General features: G+C 64.5%; 14 protein-coding genes. 2 read left to right on the top strand and 12 right to left on the bottom strand.

Annotated features, from left to right (window positions below):
- Positions 1 to 178: 178 nt before the first annotated feature.
- The 6 genes from LSQ66_RS03055 to ugpQ all read right to left on the bottom strand — a co-directional run bounded on the left by LSQ66_RS03055 (position 179) and on the right by ugpQ (position 7,780).
- Positions 179 to 1,969, bottom strand: a complete 1,791-nt coding sequence (locus tag LSQ66_RS03055) for an acyl-CoA dehydrogenase (protein ID WP_231768345.1) — start codon at positions 1,967 to 1,969, stop codon at positions 179 to 181.
- A gap of 75 nt (positions 1,970 to 2,044) precedes the next feature.
- Positions 2,045 to 2,977: an electron transfer flavoprotein subunit alpha/FixB family protein gene (locus LSQ66_RS03050; RefSeq protein WP_231768344.1), complete on the bottom strand. Its 933-nt coding sequence runs from the start codon at positions 2,975 to 2,977 to the stop codon at positions 2,045 to 2,047.
- A 15-nt stretch (positions 2,978 to 2,992) separates the two neighbouring features.
- On the bottom strand, positions 2,993 to 3,742 hold the full coding sequence (locus tag LSQ66_RS03045; RefSeq protein WP_231768343.1) for an electron transfer flavoprotein subunit beta/FixA family protein: 750 nt from the start codon (positions 3,740 to 3,742) through the stop codon (positions 2,993 to 2,995).
- Positions 3,743 to 3,922: 180 nt separating this feature from the next.
- On the bottom strand, positions 3,923 to 4,180 hold the full coding sequence (locus LSQ66_RS03040; RefSeq protein ID WP_231768342.1) for a sulfurtransferase TusA family protein: 258 nt from the start codon (positions 4,178 to 4,180) through the stop codon (positions 3,923 to 3,925).
- Positions 4,181 to 4,338: 158 nt separating this feature from the next.
- A complete protein-coding gene (alaS, locus tag LSQ66_RS03035; RefSeq protein ID WP_231768341.1) occupies positions 4,339 to 6,948 on the bottom strand; it encodes an alanine--tRNA ligase in 2,610 nt (869 codons plus the stop codon).
- Positions 6,949 to 7,033: 85 nt separating this feature from the next.
- Entirely contained in the window at positions 7,034 to 7,780 is a 747-nt protein-coding gene (gene ugpQ, locus LSQ66_RS03030) for a glycerophosphodiester phosphodiesterase (protein WP_231768340.1), read from the bottom strand.
- Positions 7,781 to 7,840: 60 nt separating this feature from the next.
- Here ugpQ and LSQ66_RS03025 point away from each other — a divergent pair, with 60 nt between their 5' ends.
- Positions 7,841 to 9,079 carry a CaiB/BaiF CoA transferase family protein gene (locus LSQ66_RS03025; protein ID WP_231768339.1) on the top strand — a complete coding sequence of 413 codons (1,239 nt, stop codon included), beginning with the start codon at positions 7,841 to 7,843 and terminating at the stop codon, positions 9,077 to 9,079.
- Between the two features lie 4 nt (positions 9,080 to 9,083).
- On the opposite strand, the gene LSQ66_RS03020 is transcribed toward LSQ66_RS03025, so the two are convergent.
- Both LSQ66_RS03020 and LSQ66_RS03015 read right to left on the bottom strand, forming a co-directional pair.
- On the bottom strand, positions 9,084 to 9,410 hold the full coding sequence (locus LSQ66_RS03020) for a hypothetical protein (protein WP_231768338.1): 327 nt from the start codon (positions 9,408 to 9,410) through the stop codon (positions 9,084 to 9,086).
- A gap of 97 nt (positions 9,411 to 9,507) precedes the next feature.
- A complete protein-coding gene (locus LSQ66_RS03015) occupies positions 9,508 to 10,719 on the bottom strand; it encodes an MFS transporter (protein ID WP_231768337.1) in 1,212 nt (403 codons plus the stop codon).
- 103 nt (positions 10,720 to 10,822) lie between these two features.
- Between LSQ66_RS03015 and LSQ66_RS03010 the strand changes: the two genes are divergently transcribed.
- A complete protein-coding gene (locus tag LSQ66_RS03010) occupies positions 10,823 to 11,719 on the top strand; it encodes a LysR family transcriptional regulator (RefSeq protein WP_231768336.1) in 897 nt (298 codons plus the stop codon).
- 58 nt (positions 11,720 to 11,777) lie between these two features.
- Here LSQ66_RS03010 and LSQ66_RS03005 read toward each other — a convergent pair whose 3' ends face one another.
- The 4 genes from LSQ66_RS03005 to LSQ66_RS02990 are packed head-to-tail and all read right to left on the bottom strand — an operon-like array spanning position 11,778 to position 14,246.
- Positions 11,778 to 12,650 carry a DUF6178 family protein gene (locus tag LSQ66_RS03005; protein WP_231768335.1) on the bottom strand — a complete coding sequence of 291 codons (873 nt, stop codon included), beginning with the start codon at positions 12,648 to 12,650 and terminating at the stop codon, positions 11,778 to 11,780.
- A complete protein-coding gene (locus tag LSQ66_RS03000) occupies positions 12,650 to 13,423 on the bottom strand; it encodes a hypothetical protein (RefSeq protein ID WP_231768334.1) in 774 nt (257 codons plus the stop codon). Before LSQ66_RS03000 ends, LSQ66_RS03005 begins: the two co-directional genes overlap by 1 nt.
- Positions 13,423 to 13,923 (bottom strand): hypothetical protein, encoded by a 501-nt coding sequence (locus LSQ66_RS02995; RefSeq protein ID WP_231768333.1) that lies wholly within the window; start codon positions 13,921 to 13,923, stop codon positions 13,423 to 13,425. The genes LSQ66_RS03000 and LSQ66_RS02995 overlap by 1 nt, the downstream gene beginning before the upstream one ends.
- Before the next feature lie 29 nt (positions 13,924 to 13,952).
- Complete coding sequence (locus tag LSQ66_RS02990; RefSeq protein ID WP_231768332.1) at positions 13,953 to 14,246, bottom strand: DnaJ domain-containing protein; 294 nt, start codon at positions 14,244 to 14,246, stop codon at positions 13,953 to 13,955.
- Positions 14,247 to 14,294 lie beyond the last annotated feature (48 nt).

Genomic DNA, 14,294 nt, shown 5'->3' with positions numbered 1-14,294 from the left:
TTATTCTTGAACTGAAAGGTGGGAGCTTTGCCGCTCTTGCTGCCGACGGGCTCGCGTTTCTGCAAACTGCCAGCGTGAGTCTTCATAGGCTCGCTCTGCTCTCAGGACGGGGAAGTGTCGAGAGAGCATAGCATCTTGCGGGGCCGGAAAATGCGCAGATTCTCACGGCCCAGGCAATTTAGAACTGCTCGACGTCCAGCGCCAGCACGCCGGAGGCGCCGTCCACGATGGCGGTGCGCAGGGAGGTGGACTGGGAGAGGATGTGCTCGGCGAAGAAGCGCGCGGTGGCGATCTTGGCTTTGTAGAAGGCGGCATCGCCCTCGCCTGCGTCCAGCTTCTGCTGCGCGATCAGCGCCGCGCGCGCCATCTGCCAGCCGCCCAGCACAATGCCCGCCAGCTTCAGATACAGCACGCTGCCCGCGAACACGCTCTTGATGTCGCTCTTGACGTTGGCCAGCACGAAATCCACCACCGCTTCCAGGTCCGCGCTGCCTTGCGCCAGCTGCTTGCGGATGGCTGCGAAGTCGGCGCCGGAGGCGTCGCCCAGCTGCGCTTCAGTGGCGCGCACCTGCGCGATCAGGCCTTTCGCAACCTTGCCGCCGTCGCGCACCGTCTTGCGGCCCACCAGATCGTTGGCCTGGATGGCCGTGGTGCCTTCGTAGATGGTAAGGATTTTCGCGTCGCGGTAGTGCTGCGCTGCGCCGGTTTCCTCGATGAAGCCCATGCCGCCGTGCACCTGCACGCCGTCGCGCGCCACGTTCTCGGACATCTCGGTGGACCAGCCCTTGATGATCGGCACCAGGTACTCGTACACGGCCAGGTTCTCGGCGCGCACCGCTTCGTCCGCATGGAAGTGGGCGATGTCGCTGATGCCCGCGCCCACATAGGCCAGCGCACGCGCCGCCTCGGTCTGCGAGCGCATGGACATGAGCATGCGGCGCACGTCCGGATGGTTGATGATGGCCACGGGACCAGCCGAACCGGCCAGGTCGCGCGACTGCACGCGTTCCTTGGCGAACGTGGCCGCCTGCTGGTAGGCGCGTTCCGCCAGGCCCACGCCCTGCATGCCAACGCCGAAGCGGGCCGCGTTCATCATGATGAACATGTATTCCAGGCCGCGGTTCTCTTCACCCACCAGCGTGCCGATGGCGCCGCCGTTGTCGCCGAACTGCAGCACGGCGGTGGGGCTGGCCTTGATGCCCAGCTTGTGTTCGATGGACACGCAGTGCGCGTCATTGCGCTCGCCCAGCGAACCGTCCTTGTTGACCATAAACTTGGGCACGATGAACAGGGAAATGCCCTTGACGCCCGGAGGAGCATCCGGCGTGCGCGCCAGTACGAGGTGGATGATGTTCTCCGCCATATCGTGCTCGCCGTAGGTGATGAAGATCTTGGTGCCGAAGATCTTGTAGGTGCCATCGCCCTGCGGCACGGCGCGCGTGCGCACGGCGGCCAGGTCGGAGCCTGCCTGCGGCTCGGTGAGGTTCATGGTGCCGGTCCACTTGCCGGAGATGAGCGGTTCGAGGAAGGTGGCTTTCTGCTCGTCGCTGCCTGCGGTCAGCAGGGCTTCGATGGCGCCGTCCGTCAGCAGCGCCACCAGCGCGAACGACAGGTTGGAGCCGTGCAGCATTTCCACGCATGGCGTGGCCACCAGTTTCGGCAGGCCCTGGCCGCCGAATTCCTGCGGATGCTGCACCCCCTGCCAGCCCGCTTCAGCGAACTGGCGGAAGGCTTCCTTGAAGCCCTTTGAGGTCGTGACCTTGCCTTCGCTCCAGGAGCTGGGCTCCTTGTCCGCGGCGTGGTTCAGCGGCGCGACAACGCCGCTACAGAATTTCGCGTTCTCTTCCAGCACCGCTTCCGCCGTTTCGGCGGTCGCGTCCTCGCAGCCCGGCAGTGCGCTCACGGCGGCGAGGTTGGCCAGCTCGTTCATCACGAACTGCATGTCTTTCAGGGGCGCTTGATAGCTCATGTCTCTCTCCAAGAAAACAAGCCACGGTGGCACGGCGAAACCGGCCAGCGTGGCTTGGTATTACTAGTTCAGTGTTCAGCCCAGTTCTTTGACCAGTTCAGGTACCACTTCGAACAGATCGCCCACGATGCCGTAGTCGGCAACGGAGAAGATCGGCGCTTCAGGGTCCTTGTTGATGGCGACAATGGTCTTCGAGTCCTTCATGCCGGCCAGGTGCTGGATGGCGCCCGAAATGCCGACGGCGATGTACAGGGACGGCGCCACGATCTTGCCGGTCTGGCCAACCTGCCAGTCGTTCGGCACGAAGCCCGCGTCCACTGCGGCGCGCGATGCGCCCATGGCGGCGTTCAGCTTGTCGGCCAGAGGCTCCAGGACCTTGAAGTTCTCGGCCGAACCGATGCCGCGGCCACCCGACACGATGATCTTGGCGGCGGTCAGTTCCGGACGGTCCGACTTGGCCACTTCGCGGCCCACGAAGGAGGACTTGCCCACGTCGGCCACGGCGGCCACGTTTTCCACGGCAGCCGAACCGCCGGTGGAAGCTGCGGAGTCGAAGCCCGTGGTGCGGACGGTGATGACCTTCACCTTGTCCGAGGACTGCACGTAGGCGATGGCGTTACCGGCGTAGATCGGGCGCTCGAAGGTGTCCGGCGCATCGACCTTGGTGATTTCGGAGATCTGGGCTACGTCCAGCTTGGCGGCCACGCGCGGCAGGATGTTCTTGCCGTAGGCGGTGGCGGGAGCCAGGATGTGCGAGTAGCTGCCTGCGACAGCCAGGATCTGCTCGGCCACGTTTTCGGCCAGGCCTTCGGCGAAGTAGGGAGCGTCGGCCAGCAGCACCTTGGACACGCCCGCAATCTGGGCGGCCTGCTGCGCGGCGGCGGATGCATTGCTGCCAGCGACCAGGACGTGGACTTCGCCGCCGCATTGAGCGGCTGCGGTCACGGTGTGGTGGGTGCTGCCTTTGAGGCTGGCGTTATCGTGTTCTGCAATGACGAGTGCGACCATTTTGATTAGTTCCTCTTAGATGACTTTTGCTTCGGTGCGCAGCTTCGACACCAGGGTTGCCACGTCCGGCACCTTGATACCGGCGGAGCGCTTGGCAGGTTCCACGACCTTCAGGGTCTTCAGGCGCGGCGCCACGTCCACACCCAGGTCTTCCGGCTTCACGGTCTCGAGCGGCTTTTTCTTGGCCTTCATGATGTTCGGCAGCGTCACGTAGCGCGGCTCGTTCAGGCGCAGGTCGGTGGTGACGATGGCGGGCAGCGTCAGGGCCAGGGTTTCCAGGCCGCCGTCCACTTCGCGGGTCACGGTCGCCTTGCCGTCTTCCAGCACCACTTTCGAGGCGAAGGTCGCTTGCGGCCAGCCCAGCAGCGCAGCCAGCATCTGGCCCGTCTGGTTGGAGTCGTCGTCGATGGCTTGCTTGCCCAGGATGATCAGCTGCGGCTGTTCCTTGTCGGCCAGGGCCTTCAGCAGCTTGGCCACGGCCAGCGGCTCCAGTTCGGCCGAGGTTTCGACCAGGATGCCGCGGTCGGCGCCGATGGCCATGCCGGTGCGCAGGGTTTCCTGGCACTGGGCCACGCCGCAGGATACGGCCACCACTTCCGTGACCTTGCCCGCTTCCTTCAGGCGGGTAGCCTCTTCGAGTGCGATCTCGTCGAACGGGTTCATCGACATTTTGACGTTGGCGATATCGACGCCAGTGCCGTCCGACTTCACGCGCACTTTGACGTTGTAGTCAACTACACGCTTGACAGGTACGAGGACTTTCATGGTGTGCCTTTGGGAAAAATGGGTAGTGAAATGTGGGCCAGATTATAAGAGAATTTCTAGTCCAGCACCGAATTAAAGCACGATCGTACGTTTTCTTGCTAGTGCCGGAACTCTAAAAAGTTTGGGGACAGGTCCTTGTTCAGGAAACTGTCCCCAATCGGGCCTTCTCGGCCGGTTTTGTTACTTGCGCTGCATCAAAAAAGTGAATTCGCGGCCATGCTGCACATGCGAGAGCAGCGGATTGCCGGTCTGCTTGGCAAAGGCCTGGAAGTCGCGCACGGAACCGGGATCGGTTGCCATGATGCGCAGGACCTGGCCACTCTCCAGCTCTGCCAGCGCCTTCTTCGCCTTCAGGATCGGCAGCGGGCAATTGAGGCCCCGCGCATCGAGTTCCTTATGAAATTCAATCATTTCGGTGTCGAGTACTGTTTCGCTCATCAAGATTCTCACCAATTATTGTGCTGAGTCCCGACATACTACTCCAATTCCGGCTGCGTGACGCAGTGCACCAAAATAGTTCATGTTGCGTTGCAACTTAGCAACGATGATATGAGACTAGAAAGGCCCGCGTAAGGAAACGCGGGCCCGTTTTCCGCTTACAGCCTGGATTCCACCCATGCTGCAACGCCCTCCAGGGCGCCCGGCAGTGCAGCCGGGTTGGTGCCGCCGGCCTGCGCCATATCGGGGCGTCCGCCGCCTTTGCCGCCCACTTGTTGTGCGACGAAGTTCACCAGCTCCCCCGCCTTGACCTTGCCGATGGAGTCCTGGGTCACGCCCGCGATCAGGCTCACCTTGCCGTCGGCAACGCTGGCCAGCACGATGGCGGCGGTCTTCAGCTTGTCCTTCAGCTTGTCCATGGTTTCGCGCAGGGCGGCCACGTCCGCGCCTTCCATGGTCGCGGCCAGCACCTTGATGCCCTTGACGTCCACGGCCTTGGTGGCCAGCTCGTCTCCCTGGCCGGAAGCCAGCTTGGACTTGAGCGCGTTCAGCTCCTTCTCCAGCGACTTCACCTGGTCCTGCACCTGCGAAATGCGGGAGGTGATCTCTTCCGGCGTGGCCTTCAGCGCGGCAGCCGCTTCGTTCAGGCGGCGGGTCATGCCCTGCACCAGCGCCAGCGCGCCCTCGCCCGTCACGGCTTCCACGCGGCGGATACCGGCCGCCACGCCGCCTTCGGACACGATCTTGAACAGGCCGATGTCGCCCGTGCGGTTCACGTGCACGCCGCCGCACAGTTCCTTGGAGGAGCCGATGTCCAGCACGCGCACTTCATCGCCGTACTTCTCGCCGAAGAGGGCCATGGCGCCGTGCTTCACCGCGTCGTCGAAGGACATGTGCTGCGCCTTCGTCGCGTGGTTCTCCAGGATTTCCTTGTTGACGATGGTTTCGATCTGCGCGATCTGTTCGGCCGTCAGCGGCGCGTTGTGGCTGAAGTCGAAGCGGGTCTTGTCCGGATCGACCAGCGAGCCTTTCTGCGCCACGTGTGGGCCCAGCACCTCGCGCAGCGCCTTGTGCATCAGGTGCGTTGCGGAGTGGTTGCGGATGGTGCGGCCGCGCTTCTCGGTATCCACCTGGGCGGACACCTTGTCGCCCACCTTCAGCGTTCCCTGCGCCAGCACGCCGTGCTGGCCGAACACGTCGGCCTGGATCTTCAGCGTGTCTTCCACGTTGAACCTGGCCGAGGCGCTCTGGATCACACCCTGGTCGCCCACCTGGCCGCCGGACTCGGCGTAGAAGGGGGTGGTGTCCAGAACCACGATGCCGTTCTCGCCAGCCTTCAGCTCCTGCACCGGCGCGCCGTTGCTGTACAGGGCGATCACGGTGGAGTCGAAGGACAGCCGCTCGTAGCCCACGAAATTGGTCTTGGCGCCGCTGTATTCCACGTTGGCGGCCATCTTGAACTTGCCTGCAGCGCGGGCGGTCTTCTTCTGGTTCTCCATGGCTTCGTGGAAGCCTGCTTCATCCAGCGTCACGCCGCGCTCGCGGCAGATGTCGGCGGTGAGGTCCAGCGGGAAGCCGTAGGTGTCGTACAGGGTGAAGGCGGTGGCGCCGTCCAGGTTCTTCGCGTCCTTGGCCAGCTGCGCTTCCAGGATCTTCATGCCGTTTTCCAGCGTTTCGCCGAAGCGCTCTTCTTCGGTCTTCAGCACCTGCTGCACGTAAGCCAGCTTCTCGCTCAGCTCCGGATAGGCCGAACCCATTTCCTTGTCCAGGTCTACCGCCAGCTTGTAGAAGAAAGGCTTGGCCTGGCCCAGCTTGTGGCCATGGCGCAGTGCGCGGCGGATGATGCGGCGCAGGACGTAGCCGTGGCCTTCGGACGAAGGGATGATGCCGTCCACGATCAGGAAGGAAGCGGCGCGGATATGGTCGGCGATCACGCGCAGCGACTTGTTTTCCAGGTCGGTGGCGCCGGTTTCGCGGGCGGCGGCCTTGATCAGGTTCTGGAACAGGTCGATCTCGTAGTTGCTGTGCACGTGCTGCAGCACGGCGGCCAGGCGCTCCATGCCCATGCCCGTATCCACGCAGGGCTTCGGCAGCTTGCTCATGTTGCCCGCTTCGTCGCGGTTGAACTGCATGAACACCAGGTTCCAGATTTCGATGAAGCGGTCGCCGTCTTCTTCAGGCGAGCCGGGAGGGCCGCCCCAGATGTCCGGGCCGTGGTCGTAGAAGATCTCGGTGCAGGGGCCGCATGGGCCGGTATCGGCCATCTGCCAGAAGTTGTCCGACGCGTAGCGCGAGCCCTTGTTGTCGCCGATGCGGATGATGCGCTCTTTCGGCACGCCGATTTCGTTGGCCCAGATATCGTAGGCCTCGTCGTCTTCCTGGTAGACGGTGACGGTCAGCTTCTCGGCGGGCAGCATGTACACCTTGGTCAGCAGCTCCCAGGCGTACTGGATGGCGTCGCGCTTGAAGTAGTCGCCGAAGCTGAAGTTACCCAGCATTTCGAAGAAGGTGTGGTGGCGCGCGGTGTAGCCCACGTTTTCCAGGTCATTGTGCTTGCCGCCGGCGCGCACGCAGCGCTGCACGGAGGTCGCGCGCGAATAGGGACGGGTATCCAGGCCGAGGAACACGTCCTTGAACTGCACCATGCCGGAGTTCGTGAGCAGCATGGTCGGGTCATTGCCTGGCACCAGAGGGCTGGAACGGACGATGGTGTGACCCTTGGATTCGAAGAACTTCAGGAACTTCTCGCGGATTTCGGATGATTTCATGTCAGATTGGCTAAATGGCGCAGGCAAATGTATGCAAAACGCTGATTATACGTGATCCTTTTACGGCAGCCACAGGGGCCGCCGCTCAGGCAAAGGCAGGGCCGATCAGGTCGATGCGGTCGGTGCAGAAGGCGTCCACGCCCCAGGAGAACAGGGTGCGCGCCCGTTCGGGATCGTTGACGGTATAGCAAAACAGGCCGAAGCCCGCCGCCTTGATGGCCTGGGCCGTGCCGGGCGTGAGGTGCTTCTGGTTGGTGTGGATCGCCACGGCGCCCAGACTGCGGGCCTGCCCTTCCCAGTCCGGCGGAATCTTATCGAGAAGATAAGCGCGCGGCAGGTCGGGCGCGGCATCGCGCGCGGCGGCCAGGGCTTCGAAGCTGAAAGACGACAGAAGCGGGAGCTTTGCGGCGTCGCCCATGTCGGCTGCAAAGAGTTCGCGCGTGCGGCGCGCGACCCAGGCGCCCGTTTCGGTGTCGAAGCCCGGTGCGGGCTTGATCTCGATGTTCATCCAGATCTTTTCGGCCCTGCAGAAGGCGACGAAATCGGAGAACAGCGGCACCGGCTCTCCCGCGAACGCCGGGCCGAACCAGCTCCCTGCATCCATCGCGCGCAGCTCGGCCGCGCTGGTCGTGGGTACGCTGCCACGGCCCGGCACCGTGCGGCCGAAATCGGGATCGTGCATGACGACGCCGATGCCGTCCTGTGACAGCATCACATCGAACTCCACGGCGTGGAAGCCGTGGGCCAGGCCGGCGCGCAGGCCGGCAATCGTGTTCTCGGGAGCGAGCGTGCCGCCGCCGCGATGCGCGAGGATTCGGGGATAAGGCCACATGAGCGAGACACTACCACGGCTGGATGCGTTAAGCTATCGCTCCCAGAACAAGGAGACACTATGAGCAGCGCCCCGAACGCCAAAGCCCTCGGACATATCCGCGTCCTCGACCTCTCGCGCGTGCTGGCGGGGCCGTGGTGCTCGCAGAACCTGGCGGACCTGGGCGCCGACGTGATCAAGATCGAACGTCCCGGCACCGGCGACGACACGCGCGCCTGGGGGCCTCCGTACGCGAAAGACCCGTTGGGCAAGGACACCAGCGAAGCGGCCTACTACCTCGCCGCCAACCGCGGCAAGCGTTCGGTCACGGTGGATATCTCCAAGCCGGAAGGCCAGGCCATTATCCGCGAACTGGCGAAGCAGTCGGACGTGGTGCTGGAGAACTACAAGGTCGGGCAGCTCAAGCGCTATGGGCTCGACTACGAATCCCTGAAGGCCGTGAAGCCGGACCTGGTCTACTGCTCCGTGACCGGCTTCGGGCAGGATGGGCCGTATGCCCACCGCGCGGGATATGACTTCCTGATCCAGGGCATGGGCGGGCTGATGTCCGTGACCGGCGAGCGCGACGACCTGCCGGGCGGCGGCCCCCAGAAAGCTGGTGTGGCGCTGTGCGACCTCATGACGGGCATGTATTCGACCATCGCCATCCTTGCCGCGCTCACGCACCGCGACCGCACGGGCGAAGGCCAGTACATCGATATGGCCCTGCTGGACGTGCAGGTGGCCATGCTCGCCAATATGGGCAGCAACTACCTCCATAGCGGCAAGGCGCCCAAGCGCTGGGGCAATGCCCACCCCAATATCGTGCCCTATCAGACGTTTGCGTGCTCGGACGGCTACATCATCGTTGCGACGGGCAACGACGGGCAGTACGTGAAGTTCGTTGAAGCGGGCGGACGGCCGGAACTGGCGGCCGATCCGCGCTTCGTGACCAATCCCCTGCGCGTGCAGAACCGCGACGTGCTGGTGCCAATGCTGGCCGAGATGGTGTTGACGAAGACGCGCGACGAGTGGATCGATCTGCTGGAAGCGGTGGGCGTGCCGTGCGGGCCGATCAACGATATCGGCGAGGTGTACCAGAACCCGCAGGTGAAGGCGCGCGAGATGGTGGTGGACGTGCCGCATCCGGTGGCAGGCAGCATGAAGCTGGTGCGCAGCCCGATGCGGCTGTCGGCGACCCCGGCCGACGCCAGCGTCGCCCCGCCGATGCTCGGCCAGCACACCGACGCGATCCTGCGCGACCTCCTCGGCCACAGCGACGCCGACATCGCCACCCTCCGCGAGCGCGGCATCCTCTAACTGCTTAGTGCAGGTGCTGCTTGAAGTCGGCCAGCTCGTTGTGCATGTGGTTGACGGCGGCTTTCATGTGCTGCGTCAGGGGCAGGCCGCTGGCGCAGACACGGCGCGCTCGGGAGCCCAGCAGTTCCATATCGTCGATCAGCTTGACGATGCGCGCCGGGTCGCGCAAAGCCAGTACCTCCGTGATGCTGTCGGACTGGCGGTCGAGCTTCTGGATGTAGTCGCGCAGTTCGCCCGGCAGGTGGCGCTCGGCCGATAGCGCCTGAGCCGCCTGCCCTACCGCCAGTTGCACACTGCTCAGCCTGCGCCGGATTTCCTGTTCTTGCAGCATGTTCGCCTCCTTGTCGATGACGCCCCGCGGCGTCCATCACGTCGGACACGCAGTCGGCTCGGCGGTTCGGCGCTGCTTCCGTCGGCTTTGAGGCGGATCAAGTGGCCGCCAGCGCGGCTGGCGGCACGGCAACAGGCACCAGGCTGCGCAGGCGCAAGGCAATCAGCAACGCCAGGCTCAGCCCAAAGCCCAGCAGGGCCACGACGCCCGGCCAGCCGGCATGCGACCACAGGTATCCGGCAATCCAGCCCACGAAGCTCGAACCCATGTAATAGAAGAACAGATACAGGGCCGAGGCCAGCGCCTTGGGCGCATGCGCGCGCCGTCCCACCCAGCTGCTGGCCACGGAGTGTGAGGCAAAGAAGCCGAAGGTGTACAGCGCCATGCCCGCCACAATGAACACCAGCGAATTGAGCAGTGTGAGCAACAGGCCCGACAGCATCACGCACAGCAGCACCCACAGCACGCCGCGCCGCCCGAGGCGGTCCGCCAGCTTGCCCGCCCACACGGAGCTGAAGATGCCGATCAGGTACAGCACCGAGATTGCACCCACCACGCTCTGGCGCAGCTCGAAGGGGGCGGCGAGCAGACGGAAGCTGATGTAGCTGTACGCGCTGATGAAGCAGCCCACCAGCAGGAAGGCCAGCGCGAAGAGCCAGGGCAAGCCATCGTCGCGGAAGTGCTGGCGCAGCCCGGCAACAAGCGCGGCGACGCCGCCTTCGGAAGGACGGAAGTTGCGCGAGGCGGGCAGGCTGCGCCAATATTCCAGCGCAGCGAACAGGCCCGCCACCCCCAGCGCCGCAGTCGCCACGCGCCAGGACATGAAATCGCTCAGCACCGAAGCCAGGATGCGCCCCAGCATGCCGCCAAACGCACTGCCGCTCACATACAGCCCCATCGATAGCCCCAGCGACTTGGCCTCGATCTCCTCGGAGAGATAGGCCATGGCCACGGCGGGCATGCCGCCCAGTGCGGCGCCGAGCGCGGCGCGTGCGAACAGCAGCTGGTTGCAGGTTTGCGCGCAGGCCGAGAGCAGCGTCATCAGCGCGGCGACAGTCAAGGCAGCCACCATCAGCGGTTTGCGGCCGATGCGGTCGGAAAGAATGCTGGACAGAAGCAGCGACACGGCCAGTGCACCGGTCGACACCGATAGCGCCAGGCTGGTCTGCGCCGGGGTCAACGCGAATTCCTGTCCCAGCAGCGGCATCAGGGGCTGCACGCTGTACAGCAAGGCGAAGCAGGAGAAGCCGCCGAAGAACAGGGCGCGGTTGCTGCGTTTGAACTCGGGGGAACCGGCGGTGATGGACATGATGAATACCTGCTGAATTCGATGGATTCATCTTAGGATTGCGGATTATTACTGTCCAATATATATTTCAGACGATATTAATATCCAAAAACGATAACAATCCATGGAACTTCGCCACCTGCGCTATTTCGTCGCCGTCGCCGAGGAGCTGAGCTTCACGCGCGCGGCCGAGCGCCTGCACATCGGCCAGCCGCCGCTCAGCCAGCAGATCCAGGCGCTGGAGGCCGAGGTGGGCGCGCAGCTGCTGGAACGCAGCAAGCGCTGGGTGCGTCTGACGGAAGCGGGCAAGCTCTTCCTGGCGGACGCGCGGCGCGTGCTGGCCTTGTCCGAGCAGGCCATGGCCACGGCGCGGCGCGCGCAGCGGGGCGAGGCGGGCGAGCTGCGGGTCGGCTTCACCTTCTCGACGCCGTTCACGCCGCTGTTCGCGCAGGTGATCCGCAGCTACCGCCAGGCCTACCCCGGCGTCGCGCTGACCTTGCATGAGATGGCGACCATGCACCAGCTGGCGGCGCTCGAAGCCCGCGAGCTGGACCTGGGTTTTGTGCGCACGGTATCGGGCCCCGTGCCCGAGTCCATCAAGCTCACCGAACTGCGGCAGGATCCGCTGCTGCTGGTGCTGCCATCCGATTCGCCCTTGGCGCGCAAGAAGAAAGTGGCGGTGAAGGACCTGGAAGGCCTGCCCTTCGTGATGTACCCGAAGGATGCAGGCACCGGCATCTACCCGCAGATCTTCCGCCTGTGCCGCGCGGCCGGCTTCACGCCGCAGGTCGCGATGGAGGCCGGAGAAGCATCGACGATTATCGGACTGATCGCGGCGGGCATCGGCGTTTCCGTGCTGCCGAGTTCCTTCGACCGCATCCACATGGACGGCGTCACCTACCGTCCCCTTGCGGACCCGGCGGCCACCACCTCCCTGCTGCTCGCCCAGCGGGCGGACGCCAGCAGCCCGCTGGTCTCCGCCTTCGTCGCCCTCGCCCGCAGCGCCAGCAACATTTCTTAAAGGGGTCTGTCCCCAATTAAGAAACATTTCTTAATTGGGGACAGACCCCTTTAAGAAATTAATCGTAGTCGGCGTCGAGTTCGGAGCCGGCGTAGTTCTCGAGCTCGGCGAACAGGGTCTTCATGGCCGTGCGGCCGGGCAGGTGCTGCAGCACCGTGCAGCTGCGGCGGTAGAGGTCGATGCGGTTCAGCAGCACGGGGTGGTGCTGCGCGGGAACGGCCGCCACCAGGGCTTCCCAGCCTGCTTCGTAGTCGGGCTTGGCCTTGCGGACGGCTTTCACGAAGCGTTCGAATTCCTTCTGGCCCGTGCGCGCCACCACGCGCCCGCCCCCTTCCACCGCGAAGATGATAGCCAGCGCGATCACGCCTTCCGCGTTCAGGTCGGCGTCCTGGATGGGGCCTTCGCTGTTGTGGCGGCGCAGCCAGTTGGCCAGGCGCACCACGGCCTGCACTTCCTGGCGCTGCTTCAGTTGCGAGGCGTAGCGCGCGGGGCCGTCCCAGTTCTGGTTGGGATCGGTCAGGCAGAGGTCGAAGAACAGGTCGCGCAGGCGGCGCTGGGCGTACACGGGGTCGCTGTCGTACTCACCGATCAGGGTGTCTTCCGGCATCTGCGACAGTTCCTTCAGCTGGCGGAAGCCCGCCTGGAAGGCGGCTTCCGCGCCGTTGTCGACCAGGAAGTCCAGCGCGGCCTGGTCGCTGTCGACGGCCAGTAGGTGCTCCAGGCCCAGCGAGACGCCGCCCACCGTGAGGTTCACGGCGCGCTGGATGCCTTCGGCCGTGCGGTTGTTGGTGAATTTGTCCGCCACCATGGCCGTGATGCCGGACAGTTCGTCGGCGAGCATCACCGCCGCGTCGGGCCGCGCGTCGCCCGGCAGCAGCCGGATGGCGCGCGTCAGGCGCGGGAGGTTTTCTTTGACTAAGGCAATCTGCATCAGTTGAAGATCCCCGTGCCCATGCTGCGGCGCGTGCTGCGCGTGGCCGTGCTGCGGGTGCTCGGCACCTGTTTGCGCAGGCGGTACAGCAATTCCTTCGTGGAGCGCTGCAGGAACTGCGGCTCTTCGTCGGGGTCGTCGCTGAACTCGGCGTCGGCCAGGTCGGCGCTGTGCCGGAAGTCCGGGAAGAGCTCGAACAAGGCGCGGTCCCAGCCGTCCTCGCTGGCCTGGGCCAGGGCCACGGCCAGCGGCACAATGTCGTTGTCGGACGTGGTCTGGCCCGTGATGTAGGGGCCCTTGGAGATGATCTCTCCGGCCACTTCCAGGATTTCCTTCGGCGCCATCGAGAACAGGATGGCAAAGGCCGTGCAGCCCCAGTCCGTGGCGGAGGCTTCCACCAGCAGCTCGTGGCGGCGCTCTTCGTCTTCCGTACCGAACACCACGCCGTGGATGTGGGCGAACAGCGATTCGGCGATGCGCTCGGGATCGTCCTCGATCATGTCGTCCGGCCAGGTGGCGGCGATATAGGCCAGGCTTTCGGCCCAGGCCTTGGGCGGCACCAGCAGGGTCGCCAGCGACATCTTGCCGCCGTCGAAGCCTGCCATGTGCAGCGCGGTGACGTGCGGCGGAATGTTTTGCAGCACTTCGGCCACGGCCAGGTCGCCGTGCGTTTCGGCGGCTTCGGCGAACGCCTGCTCGGCATGGCTCAGCGAGCCAGCCAGAACCAGCTCAGTGACCTGCTTGCTGATGGCTGGCAGATTCTTGTCGGACATTACTGCTCTCCTTCCTGATCGAACATCTGGGCGAATTCTTCGCTCACGACACCTTCCTCTTCATCCTCGTCCTCCTCGCCTTCGTGCAGTTGGTCGAGCGAGGTATCGTCCTCGTCCCACAGGCGCGGGTGCTTGTGCAGGAAGGCAGTGATGATGGCCTGGCGGCCGAGGTCGGGATGGTTTTCCTCCAGCGCGGCCAGCATCTCCGCCGCCACGCCGTCCGGGCACTTGGCCGCCGCGAACACGCGCGCGGCGTCGCCGTATTCGAAGTCCTGGGCTTCCGCGAGCACGGCCTTGGGATCGGTGAACTCGATCACGTCCACCAGCGCAAAGGCCATCATGTTCAGGTCGTCGATGCCGCCGCCGCTTGCATAGTCAGACATCAAGGCGTTCAGCATGTTCTGATAATTTTTGCGGTCGGGCGGATCGCCGAGGATGCCGTCGATCTGGTCGGCTAGTTCGCGCGACTGATAGGCGAATTCCGGGTGTACTCTTCTCATTGCTTCAACTTTCTGGGATATCAGGGGGCTCAGGCCGCAGGCAGGGTCACGCCCTGCATGGCGAAGACCGAGCGCCACAGCTGGTACGCTTCCGCTTCGGGGTCGATGATGATGCGGTGGTTCAGGCTCTGGTTGTATTCTTCGCGCTTGACGGGGTCGGACAGCACTTCGTAGGCTTTGGCAATGGCCTTGAAACGCGCGTCCGCGCCCGGTTCCTGGTTGCGGTCCGGGTGGTAGCGCATGGCGAGGGAGCGGTAGACCTTCTTGATCTCGTCCTCGCTGGCGTTGGGCGCAATGCCCAGCACATTATATAAATTGTCCATGGACCGAATTATCCTATAGAAAAGCACCAGCCGTCCCGCCGCAGGCCT

The organism is Massilia endophytica, from assembly GCF_021165955.1.
GTDB classification, from domain to species: domain Bacteria; phylum Pseudomonadota; class Gammaproteobacteria; order Burkholderiales; family Burkholderiaceae_D; genus Rugamonas; species Rugamonas endophytica.
The sequence above is the reverse complement of the archived record's forward strand: the minus strand, read 5'-3'. Positions and strand labels throughout refer to the sequence as shown.

Excerpts from the sequence above, each read along its gene's own strand:
- LSQ66_RS03055 (WP_231768345.1), bottom strand. The coding sequence starts at position 1,969 with ATGAGCTATCAAGCGCCCCTGAAAGACATGCAGTTCGTGATGAACGAG.
- LSQ66_RS03050 (WP_231768344.1), bottom strand. The coding sequence starts at position 2,977 with ATGGTCGCACTCGTCATTGCAGAACACGATAACGCCAGCCTCAAAGGC.
- LSQ66_RS03045 (WP_231768343.1), bottom strand. The coding sequence starts at position 3,742 with ATGAAAGTCCTCGTACCTGTCAAGCGTGTAGTTGACTACAACGTCAAA.
- LSQ66_RS03040 (WP_231768342.1), bottom strand. The coding sequence starts at position 4,180 with ATGAGCGAAACAGTACTCGACACCGAAATGATTGAATTTCATAAGGAA.
- alaS (WP_231768341.1), bottom strand. The coding sequence starts at position 6,948 with ATGAAATCATCCGAAATCCGCGAGAAGTTCCTGAAGTTCTTCGAATCC.
- ugpQ (WP_231768340.1), bottom strand. The coding sequence starts at position 7,780 with ATGTGGCCTTATCCCCGAATCCTCGCGCATCGCGGCGGCGGCACGCTC.
- LSQ66_RS03025 (WP_231768339.1), top strand. The coding sequence starts at position 7,841 with ATGAGCAGCGCCCCGAACGCCAAAGCCCTCGGACATATCCGCGTCCTC.
- LSQ66_RS03020 (WP_231768338.1), bottom strand. The coding sequence starts at position 9,410 with ATGCTGCAAGAACAGGAAATCCGGCGCAGGCTGAGCAGTGTGCAACTG.
- LSQ66_RS03015 (WP_231768337.1), bottom strand. The coding sequence starts at position 10,719 with ATGTCCATCACCGCCGGTTCCCCCGAGTTCAAACGCAGCAACCGCGCC.
- LSQ66_RS03010 (WP_231768336.1), top strand. The coding sequence starts at position 10,823 with ATGGAACTTCGCCACCTGCGCTATTTCGTCGCCGTCGCCGAGGAGCTG.
- LSQ66_RS03005 (WP_231768335.1), bottom strand. The coding sequence starts at position 12,650 with ATGCAGATTGCCTTAGTCAAAGAAAACCTCCCGCGCCTGACGCGCGCC.
- LSQ66_RS03000 (WP_231768334.1), bottom strand. The coding sequence starts at position 13,423 with ATGTCCGACAAGAATCTGCCAGCCATCAGCAAGCAGGTCACTGAGCTG.
- LSQ66_RS02995 (WP_231768333.1), bottom strand. The coding sequence starts at position 13,923 with ATGAGAAGAGTACACCCGGAATTCGCCTATCAGTCGCGCGAACTAGCC.
- LSQ66_RS02990 (WP_231768332.1), bottom strand. The coding sequence starts at position 14,246 with ATGGACAATTTATATAATGTGCTGGGCATTGCGCCCAACGCCAGCGAG.